Annotated in this window: 10 protein-coding genes and 1 pseudogene; 4 read left to right on the forward strand and 7 right to left on the reverse strand. The window is 64.7% G+C overall.

Annotated features, from left to right (window positions below; all coding sequences use genetic code 11):
• Positions 1 to 182: 182 nt before the first annotated feature.
• The 3 genes from LJE91_17990 to LJE91_18000 form a co-directional block, all read right to left on the reverse strand.
• The gene (locus tag LJE91_17990) at positions 183 to 638 is read right to left on the reverse strand and encodes a heme-binding protein (GenBank protein MCG6870549.1); all 456 of its coding nucleotides are present in this window, start codon (positions 636 to 638) and stop codon (positions 183 to 185) included.
• Positions 639 to 764: 126 nt separating this feature from the next.
• A complete protein-coding gene (locus LJE91_17995; GenBank protein MCG6870550.1) occupies positions 765 to 1,757 on the reverse strand; it encodes a serine/threonine protein kinase in 993 nt (330 codons plus the stop codon).
• 2 nt (positions 1,758 to 1,759) lie between these two features.
• A complete protein-coding gene (locus LJE91_18000; protein ID MCG6870551.1) occupies positions 1,760 to 2,485 on the reverse strand; it encodes an SIMPL domain-containing protein in 726 nt (241 codons plus the stop codon).
• A 230-nt stretch (positions 2,486 to 2,715) separates the two neighbouring features.
• Between LJE91_18000 and LJE91_18005 the strand changes: the two genes are divergently transcribed.
• On the forward strand, positions 2,716 to 3,870 hold the full coding sequence (locus LJE91_18005; GenBank protein MCG6870552.1) for a glycosyltransferase family 4 protein: 1,155 nt from the start codon (positions 2,716 to 2,718) through the stop codon (positions 3,868 to 3,870).
• An 82-nt stretch (positions 3,871 to 3,952) separates the two neighbouring features.
• Here the strand turns inward: LJE91_18005 and LJE91_18010 are convergent, their stop codons facing one another.
• Positions 3,953 to 4,543: a hypothetical protein gene (locus LJE91_18010; GenBank protein ID MCG6870553.1), complete on the reverse strand. Its 591-nt coding sequence runs from the start codon at positions 4,541 to 4,543 to the stop codon at positions 3,953 to 3,955.
• Between the two features lie 250 nt (positions 4,544 to 4,793).
• Here LJE91_18010 and pdxH point away from each other — a divergent pair, with 250 nt between their 5' ends.
• Positions 4,794 to 5,471: a pyridoxamine 5'-phosphate oxidase gene (gene pdxH, locus LJE91_18015; GenBank protein ID MCG6870554.1), complete on the forward strand. Its 678-nt coding sequence runs from the start codon at positions 4,794 to 4,796 to the stop codon at positions 5,469 to 5,471.
• A 168-nt stretch (positions 5,472 to 5,639) separates the two neighbouring features.
• Here the strand turns inward: pdxH and arfB are convergent, their stop codons facing one another.
• Positions 5,640 to 6,062 carry an aminoacyl-tRNA hydrolase gene (gene arfB / locus LJE91_18020; GenBank protein MCG6870555.1) on the reverse strand — a complete coding sequence of 141 codons (423 nt, stop codon included), beginning with the start codon at positions 6,060 to 6,062 and terminating at the stop codon, positions 5,640 to 5,642.
• A gap of 189 nt (positions 6,063 to 6,251) precedes the next feature.
• On the opposite strand from arfB, the gene LJE91_18025 reads away from it, so the two are divergent.
• Positions 6,252 to 6,542 carry a hypothetical protein gene (locus LJE91_18025; protein MCG6870556.1) on the forward strand — a complete coding sequence of 97 codons (291 nt, stop codon included), beginning with the start codon at positions 6,252 to 6,254 and terminating at the stop codon, positions 6,540 to 6,542.
• Between the two features lie 196 nt (positions 6,543 to 6,738).
• The gene (locus tag LJE91_18030; GenBank protein MCG6870557.1) at positions 6,739 to 8,667 is read left to right on the forward strand and encodes an ATP-binding cassette domain-containing protein; all 1,929 of its coding nucleotides are present in this window, start codon (positions 6,739 to 6,741) and stop codon (positions 8,665 to 8,667) included.
• 313 nt (positions 8,668 to 8,980) lie between these two features.
• On the opposite strand, the gene LJE91_18035 is transcribed toward LJE91_18030, so the two are convergent.
• Positions 8,981 to 9,502: an MMPL family transporter gene (locus tag LJE91_18035; GenBank protein ID MCG6870558.1), complete on the reverse strand. Its 522-nt coding sequence runs from the start codon at positions 9,500 to 9,502 to the stop codon at positions 8,981 to 8,983.
• 40 nt (positions 9,503 to 9,542) lie between these two features.
• Positions 9,543 to 9,854: pseudogene (locus LJE91_18040) on the reverse strand (MMPL family transporter).
• Positions 9,855 to 9,945 lie beyond the last annotated feature (91 nt).

Here is a 9,945-nt window from a genome sequence, read left to right on the forward strand (position 1 = left end):
AACGATCCCGGCGCGGCGCTGTCCCTGCTTTGCTTGGGCACCGGTCTTGGGCTTCCTGCCCAAGCCGTTCACTGCTTCGCAGCTCACCCGGCGCGATCTGGTATGCCATTTTCCGGCAATCGCCTGAAAGCCTTCCCTTGCATTTTTAGCATTGGTAGGTCGGGTTAGCGCAGCGACCTGCCTCAGTCCGCGAACTCCAGGCGTTCCTCGACCGCATCGATGCCTTTCTGCGCGCACTCGGCGTCGAACTCACCGCCCGGGGCGCCGCTGACGCCGACCGCACCGACCAGCGCGCCCGATGCCTGGATGGGCAGACCGCCATCCAGGACCAGGATGCCGTCGACCAGGTTCATCTCCTGCCGGATATCGGCCCGGTTTTTGGCGAACTCCGTCGTGGATGTGCCCGAGAGGATGACGGCGTTGGCCTTGCGCTCCGCAAGCTCGGTCGTGAAGCGGCTGGCGAAAACGTCGCGCATCACCACCATGGGGGTCGCGCTGCGGTCCACCACGACGACCGAAATCTGGTACCCCTTTTTCCTGCATGCCTCGACCGCAGCCGTCGCGACGTCTCGGGCCAGGTCGAGCGTCATGCGCTTCGCGTCGATGAGGTCGTCGGCTCCGGCCGCGCTGTATACCATACCGAGTATCGCAACGGCCAGCAGTGTTCTCGGGTTTCTCATTTCGTTTTCTCCTTGATCTTCAGGCAGGTCGGGTTACGCTGCGCTAACCCGACCTGCGCGAGTCTTACCCGTATGCGTTGTTGGCTATACCGAAACGACCGGGTTCAGCGGTGCTTCCTGGGTACGGGACAGTTGTTCACGCAGTTCCAGGACGTGGTTTTCCCAGTAGCGGTCGGTGTTGAACCAGGGAAAGGCCTGGGGGAAGGCCGGGTCGGTCCAGCGGCGCGCGAGCCAGGCAGCGTAGTGCATCATGCGCAGGGTCCGCAACGCCTCGATCAGGTGCAGTTCGCGCGGGTTCAGCTCGGCGAAATCGTTGTAACCCTCGAGCAGACGTCCCAACTGAACCTCCATCTCCTCGCGTTCTCCGGCCAGCAGCATCCACAGGTCCTGGATCGCCGGGCCGTTGACGCAGTCGTCGAGGTCGACGAAGTGCGGACCCGCCTCGGTCCAGAGGATATTGCCGCGATGGCAGTCGCCATGGATCCGGATCTCATGGACGTCTCCGGCGCGTTCGAAACACAGGCCCACACTGTCCAGCAGGTCGTCCGCGAGCGTGCGGTACGCCGGTTCCAGGTGCGCCGGGATGAAGCCCCCGGCCAGCAGGTAGTCGGCGGACTCCCGGCCGAAGTCCCCGATGCCTATCCGGCGCCGGTGCTCGAACGGCCGGCTCGCGCCGATCGCGTGGATACGTCCGAGGAACCGGCCCATCCAGGCCAGGTCCCGCCTGTTTTCAAGGTCCGGCCAGCGGCCACCCTGTAACGGAAACAGGGCGTATCGATAGCCCTCGTGAACGGACAGGGTGGCCTCATGCCCATCGGGCATCGGCGCCACGACGGGAATCTCCGCATCGGCCAGTTCCGACGAGAAACCGTGTTCTTCCAGGATTGCCTCGTTGCTCCAGCGTTGCGGCCGATAGAACTTGGCCACAACGCTCGGCGCATCCTCCAGCTCGACACGGTAGACGCGGTTCTCGTAGGAGTTCAGCGCCAGGAAGCGGCCGCTGGTCCGGTATCCCCGCGCCTCGATGGCCGACAGCACGGTCTCCGGCGAAAGGCCGGAGTAGTCGGTAGGGGGCATTCTCAATCCAGCAGATATTCGATGGTCGAGACCACACGCACCGTCTTTTGGAACTGTCCGCTCTCTGAAACCCCCGGCATCCGGTCCCTCGGCAGGATCACGAATACACCCTGATTGGCGCGGCGGATTTCGCCGACACGGCTGTCGGAGTCCCTGGCGAACTGCTCCGCCGCGCGCCGGGCCTGGGCAGTCGCCTCGGCAATCATTTCCGGCTTCAGTTCGTTCAATCCCGTAAACAGATAGGTCGGTCCGTCCTGGGGCCCCGCGTCGCGCGAAAGGACGACGCCGGCCTCCACCAGTTCGCCGGTATGCTGGCTGGCCTTGAGGATCAGGCCCGGATCGCCGGTACGGACCATCAGGGTCTGCGAGACGATGTATCGGCTTTCCGTCGGGCCGTTACGATAACGGTCGGCAAGGCGGTCGGCCACATCGAGTCGCCTGACCTCGACCTGCCCGGCATCGATACCGTAGCGCTGCAGAAAATCGAGCACCTTGCGCTTGCTCTCGACGATGGCCTTCTGAGCTTGCCCAAGGTCGTCGTCGGTGGCGACGAAGGCGATCGGCCAGAGGCCGATGTCAGCGCTCACGTCGCGCTCGGCCACGCCCTTGACCGTGACGTAGCGGTCGAAGGTCCTGCCCTCCATAAAACCCTGACCGACGAACCACCCGGCCAGGGCGATGCCGACGGCAACGAGAATCAGGTCGGGGAGGCGTGTGGTTTGTTTCATTGGGTCCCTCGATTGGCTGCACGACCCGGAGACACGGGCCCGGCCGGACCGGCAAGGATACCACGCACCAATGCCCCGATACCCCGGTGACTGCATCGGCCCGGGAAGATTGCTAAAGTGGGTGTCGTGTCAGGCAATGGCCAGCCACCTTGCCGACAGACTCCTCGTTCCACCCGTTCCACGGCCTCCCGGTCGAGACCGGAACAAGACCAGAACAAGAAGGGACAGACATGCGCATTGCAATGATCGGTGACTTCCCCCGCGACCCCGCCCACATCGCGGGTGGCGTCGAGTCCGTCATGGCCAATCTGACCGAGGGGCTCTCCCGCTTCGAGGACATCGTGCTCGACATCGTCACCGTCGACCGCTGGGGACTCGGCGCCCGCGAGACGGACGAGGGTTTCGGGACGGTTCACTACCTCGCGGCGTCGACCCGTCCCGGCCGTCTGAAGATCCGCCAGGACATCGACACCATGACTGCCGAACTGGTCCGACTGAAACCGGATCTCGCTCATGCCCACATCGCGGGCAAATATTCCGCCGCCGCTGACGCCAGCGGGATTCCGTGGATCCTGACGCTCCACGGCATCCGCTTCCTGGAGGCCCGCCTGAAAAAGGGCCTGCGGGACCGCACCTGGGGCAGGTGGCTGGTCACCCGGGAGGAAATGCGTTCGGTGGGTCGGGCGAGCCACGTGATCTCCATCAGCCCGTTCATCGGCGACAGCTTCGGCGGCCGCCTGCGGGGAAAGGTCTACGACATCGAGAATCCCGTTTCGGACACCTATTTCGGCCTGGCGGGGACCGACGAGGACAACACCCTGCTCTATGCCGGTCGCCTCACGCCCCGCAAGGGAATCGACACCCTGCTCCGGGGCTTCGCCCGGCTCCACGATGAGCGGCCCGAGGTCCGGCTGCACCTGGCGGGGAGTTTCGACAAGGCGGTCAACGATCCCTACGCGGAGCGGATCCACGCGATCGTCGAGGAGGAAGGTCTGCACGAAGTCGTCGACTTCCTCGGGCTGCTGGGCGAGCAACGGCTCCTGGAGGAATTCGCACGCTGTTCCGCGCTGGTCCTCTCCCCGATCCTGGAAACCGCGCCCATGGTGATCGCCCAGGCCATGGCCGCAGGCAAACCCGTGATCGCGACCGACGTCGGCGGAAACCGCTACATGGTCGCAGATGGCGCCAGCGGTTTTATCGTTCCGGACAACGACGTCGAGCAGCTCAGCGACGCCATGCGAAAGGTCATGGAAGACCCGCAACGCCGCGCCGAGATGGGCCGTCATGGAAAGGAGCTCGCGGAACGACGTTTCCGGATCCGCTCGGTCGCCGAACGGACCCGCCTGGCGTACTACGATGCGCTGGGACGGACGCCGCGGGACTGACCGCAAGGCGAGCGGCCGTCCGGTCTGTCGGGTTACGCTTGCGCTAACCCGATCTACGATATGCGACGCCAACTGTTGCTGTTCATCCCTCCGGTATCCAGACGACCTGACCCTCCGCGCCGCGAGACATGCGATAGACGTACGGCGCCTCTTGCCGGCGCCATTCCCAGGGCAGATAGTAGGGGCTGAACGAGACGGAGATCGACAGTGCCGCGTTGCCGGCCCGGGCGGCGTCCTTGACGGCGGGCTCACACTTCGCGCGGGTCCTGTGTTTGGGATGCAGGCCTCGATCCAGGTCCTTGCGGCCCTCGAACGCCGTCTCGACGAGGCGGTCTCCGGCGCGCGACTCGATCGTGAATACGCGGCAGTCCACCCGGATCGAGTCGATCGGCCAGAAACCCTCGTTACGCAATATCAGGCGAACCGCGAATGGGTCCTGGCGGCTGACCGACTCCAACCGCTCGATCGTCACCATCGGGTAGATCGCCGACAGGAAAAGGACCGTGACCAGGATGCCCGACACAAAGGTCAGGACATACGACAGGACCTTGAGGCGCCGCCCGCGCCAGAATGCCAGGCGGGACAGCCATGCGGAAACGGCCCCTTTCTCTGTCTCGACCGATGCCGCTGGCGCTGCCGCCCGCGTCGACTTCTTCCCTGCGGTCTGCGCCATCAGGGACTCAGGCGATTTCTGTCAAATGACATACCATCCTGCTTGTCTTTTCGTCCGTCCTCCGTGTTGCGACAACCGTGACATAGTTCGACTATGCGCCTGTTGTCGCGCCTTGATGACGATCGAAAATCCAGCGCAATCTGGTATGCCATTTTCCGGCAATCGCCTCACGATCGGGTCGAGAGGACCGCCGTGTCACGCCGGCAGCACCGGCCGCAGGCGTCCCCCGTTCCGCCGACCCTGTGCGATAATGCGCGCCGCACGGACAACAGGGAACTCAAGGGACTTGAACCACGCAGAGCAGCTTCGCAGTCGATGGATGTCAAGTGGACTGGATCGGGACATGCTCGACCCGGACCCTTTCGTCCAGTTCGAGTCGTGGTACACGGACGCGGTGAATTCGGGCATCCCCGAACCCAACGCCATGAGCCTGGCCACCGTTTCCGACCAGGGCCAGCCGTGGTTGCGCACGGTACTGCTGAAGATTTACGACGCCCGGGGCTTCGTATTCTTCACCAACTTCGAAAGCCGCAAGGCCCGGCAGATCAAGGGGAATCCCCGCGTCGCGCTGCTCTTCCCCTGGGTCGCCCTGGGACGCCAGGTCAAGATCACCGGAACGGCCGAAAGGATCCCCACCGCCGAATCGGTCAAATACTTCGCGACGCGTCCCCGCGGCAGCCAGATCGGGGCGTGGGCGTCTCCACAGAGCCACGTGGTCAGTTCGCGCTCCCTGCTGGAGGCCAGAGTCGCCGAAATCAGGAACAAATTCAAGCAGGGCGAGGTCCCGCTCCCATCCTTCTGGGGCGGTTACCGCGTCTCGCCCGGTGACATCGAATTCTGGCAGGCCCGGGAAAGCCGGCTGCACGACCGGTTCGGCTACCGGCGCGACGCCGAGGGCGGATGGCGGATCGAACGCCTGGCGCCCTGATTCCGCGCGCATTCACGTGACTCCAGAACGGGAAATACCCCCACACACGGCTTCGCGCGCACTGCGTCCTGGTCGGTCCTCTCGAGCCGCTCCACGGTCGTGTGGAACCCGTGGATCGACAAATCGCTTCTGATGACAGAAATCGCCTAAAGACAACCGACCGTCACCCTATTCGCCGTCCTGTCCGGGTTTGCGCCGGGCGCGCTTCGTATCCCCCCGCGCCCGTTTATCCTCGAGCCGGCGTTTTCGGGACGCCTGGGTCGGGCGCGTCTTGCGCCGCGGCTTGGGGCGCCGCGAGGCCTGAAGTAGCAGTGCGGCAAGGCGCTCACGCGCATCGGTGCGGTTCCGCTCCCTGGTTCGGAAGCGACGTGCGTCGATGACCAGCACGCCCTCGCCCGTCATGCGGCTGCCGGCCAGCCTCGTGAGCCGCGCCTTGACCTCTTCGGCCAGCGCGTTCGAAGCGGCGACGTCGAGGCGAAGCTGCACCGCGGTCGAGACCTTGTTGACGTTCTGCCCGCCTGGGCCAGAGGCGCGGATGTATTGCTCTCGCAACTCGCTTTCGTCGATGATGATGTCGGGTGAGATGTACATCTTGCGTTGAAAATCCGTAGCAAACGGCCTGCATTAACACAACGTTACGCTGCAGACACCCTTGTGACCGCGTCGCTTTTCTGGGACACCCACAACGCCGTGTGAACGAAAAGTGTGCCCCGAGGCTCAAAATCGTGTATGAATATACACAACAACGGATTGGCTATTTGACGATGCAGGGAAATGCTAATGAGCGAGACGGACCAGGATCAGTCGCTCCTGGATGCGGTCGATCGCATCCAGTTGACGCTTGAACGAATACAGGGCGTAACAACGATCGCGGGTTACTACGCCGAGATCGAAGTCGGGGATCAGGACCTCGCGAAGGCCATCTATCTCTGTGGCGGTCTTGCCAAGGAACTCGACGAGTTCGTTAACGACTGGTGGGGTGAGCAGCGCAAGAAACAGAGGAAGTCCAAGCGGCGGAAAAAGCGCCACGCGGTGACGGATCAGCGTTCCGCGGACATCGCGCAAAACTAGCGGCCGCTTACCCTGAACGACGAAAGCTGACAGCGAATCCGGTTCCATCCGGTCCGTCGCAGCGCGCGCGCTCACCCGATTCCCATGCACACCCGCGCTGCAGACCATCGCTGACTACTGCGCCGGCACATCCGCCCCGCTGACCGTCCGCACTGGACATCTCGCAACACCCGCCCTTTGAGACACGGGCAACCGAATGCCACTGGTAAAACTCGAGAAGGTCTCTCTGGCCTACGGCCATCGACCGCTGCTCGACGCAGCGGACCTGGAGCTTCGTCGCGGTGAGCGGGTGTGCCTCGTCGGCCGCAACGGAGAGGGAAAGTCCTCGCTGCTGCGCGTAATCTCGGGCGAGGCCGCGCCCGACGACGGCACCGTGCGGGTCCGGCCCGGCATGCGTGTCGCGGGCCTGGCGCAGCAAGCAGGCGTGCAGGACGAGGAAACGGTTTTCGATCTCGTGGCGGCGGGCTTGCCGGGTCTCGGCAGACTCCTTTCGGATTTCCACCACGTCACGGGTGAACTGGCGCGCTCCCAGTCCGCGGACGCCGTAGCCCGGCTCGCCGCACTGCAGCATGACATCGAGGCCGCTGACGGCTGGAAGGTCGAACAGAAGGTGGAGACGGTCCTGTCGCGGCTTTCGCTGGACGGGGACACCCGTCTCGAGGCGCTCTCCGGTGGCTGGCGACGGCGCGCGCTGCTGGCCCAAGCCCTGGTCAGCGAACCGGACATTCTGCTGCTCGACGAGCCGACCAATCACCTCGACATCGCCGCGATCGAATGGCTGGAGGGCTTCATGATGGAGTTCACCGGCGCGCTGATGTTCGTCAGCCACGACCGGGCCTTCGTGCGCCGGCTGGCGACCCGGATCGTCGAGCTGGACCGGGGACGGCTGACGAGCTGGCCCGGGGACTACGACCGCTACACCCGCGGCAAGGCGGAACGCCTGGTGGCCGAGGCGCGGGAGAATGAGCGGCTCGACGACAAACTGTCCCGCGAGGAGACCTGGGTCCGGCAGGGTATCAAGGCGCGCAGGACCCGCAACGAAGGGCGGGTGCGTGCGCTGGAGTCGCTCCGCGAGCAGCGCAAGGCGCGGCGCGAAAGACCCGGTCAGGCGGACCTGAGGATGGAGGAGGCGGCGCGCTCCGGGCGGCTGGTCTTCGAGCCCGAGCACGTCACGCACGGCTTCGGTGGAACGCCGGTGATTCGCGACTTTTCGGCCCGGATCCTGCGCGGTGACCGGGTCGGGATCGTCGGGCCGAACGGTATCGGAAAATCGACGCTGATCAATCTTCTGCTCGGCAACCTGACACCGGACTCGGGACGGATCCGGCGCGGCACCCGGCTCGAGGTCGCCTACTTCGACCAGCTGCGGGTCCGGCTCGACCCCGAGGCCACGCTGATGGAGAGCGTCGGCGAAGGCAACCAGCGGGTCACCGTGAATGGGCGTTCACGCCACGTCGCGGGTTATCTCAGGGACTTCCTGTTTCCGCCCGAGCGCCTGCAGTCCCCCGTCAAGACCCTGTCCGGAGGGGAACGTAACCGCCTGCTTCTGGCCAGACTCTTCGCCCGTCCCACCAATCTCCTGGTGCTGGACGAACCGACCAACGACCTCGACGTGGAAACCCTGGAACTGCTGGAGGCGCTGCTGATCGACTACCAGGGCACCTTGCTACTGGTTAGCCACGACCGCGACTTCCTGGACAATGTCGTCACCAGCACCCTGCACTTCGAGGGCGAGGGCAGGATACGCGAATACGTTGGTGGCTATCGCGATCTGGAACGGCAACGTCGTGAGGCGGTATCCAATGCCCGTAAGCCGCACCCGAGAGCCGAAAAGCGACGTGAAGCACGCCCGGATCGGACGACTGCGACCGGAGCGAAGAGACGCGGGCTGTCGTACGACCAACGCCGGGAACTGAACGCCCTGCCGAAACGGATCGAGGCACTCGAGACCGAGCAGACCCGCCTGCAGGAACTGGCCGCGGACCCCGTGTTCTACCAGCGCCCCGGGGAGGAAATCTCGAGGACACTGGCCGAACTCGAATCCGTCAATGGCGATCTCGACGAGTACTACGAACGCTGGGAGAGTCTGGAGGAGATCGCCGGCGGATCGAGAGGCAGTTCGTAGGTCGGGTCAGGCGCGCCGCCGGGCGAGCGGCCCCCTGACAACTCAGCCGCGCCGTAACCCGACGCGCAAGCGGCGCGGGCCGGCGGTGTTGACCCCGGTGGTATTGGAGCTACTTTCCGGTTGGGAGCCGCAGACACCCATGACGGTGGAACCGCTGCGCTTGTTCCACCCTACGCAATGTCATGACTCGCTGAAAGCACGGGAAAACCGTAGGCCGGATCAAGCGAAGCGGATCCGGCATGCTACTGGTGCTGAAACTGGGCTCGACGTAGATTCCGCGAAGTCAGGTCATCTGAAGTAAGTGCCATTGGGGTTAGCGCAGCGTAACCCGACGCATCCGGCCACCGTTTCGGTGTCCCGCACGAAGCAATGCCGGCAACAAGGTTACCGACGACAGCCAACAGACCAGTACGCCCAGGGCGGTGACGGATGCGAACTCCACCACGGCCGGATGCCTCGACAGGCAGAGCGAGAGGAACGCGCTGATGGTCGTGATGCTCGTGATCGTGATGCCGCCCCCCGCCTGATCGAGGATCTCCCCCCAGTCCTCCCCTTTGGCCGCCCGCTCGATGACATGCAGCGCGTCGTCGATACCGATTCCCAGCAGGATCGGAGTAACCGCGACTGACAGGAAGCTGACGGGGATTCGCAGCCATCCCATGACGCCCAGGGTGACCAGCACCGCGCAGAGCAAGGGCAGCATCGCGAGAAAGACGCGGCGCAGGCTGCGAAACTCGATACCGAGCAACAGCACGATCACGCCGAATGCGATGGCCGCCGTCCTCAACGCCTCGGTACCCAGCAAGGGATGCGCCGAGAAGTATGAGGATGCCACTGCCGGTCAGCGCACCGATCTGGGCCAGTCCCCGGTACTCGCTGGCGGTCAACGCAAAGAACGCCGCACTCGTAGTCAACGCGCCGAAGACGATCCCCCGGCCGGGGCGACGAAGCGCACTCGACAACGCCTCCGCCGCCGTGCGGGCAGAGGGGTCCGTATGGTGTGCGTACGATCCGGCGATGTGAATGCAGAAGTCGATGCCGATCCCGATCAGTACGGCGGAAAACAGCAGCGCGAAAAGGTTGACCTCCCCGGCGATCGCGCTCGCGGTCGCCGCGGTGAGCAGCAGACCGAAGCCGACGGTGGCGACGATCGCCGCGGGAATCGCGATGCCGCGAAAGAAAAGCACCAGCGCCGTGAAGCGCGATTACCTAGGGGCACGCCACCGGGTCCAGCCCGGAGTTGAAGCAGGAACCTGCGGGAATGTTCGCATTGGCCGC

This window comes from Gammaproteobacteria bacterium (assembly GCA_022340215.1).
GTDB lineage: Bacteria > Pseudomonadota > Gammaproteobacteria > JAJDOJ01 > JAJDOJ01 > JAJDOJ01.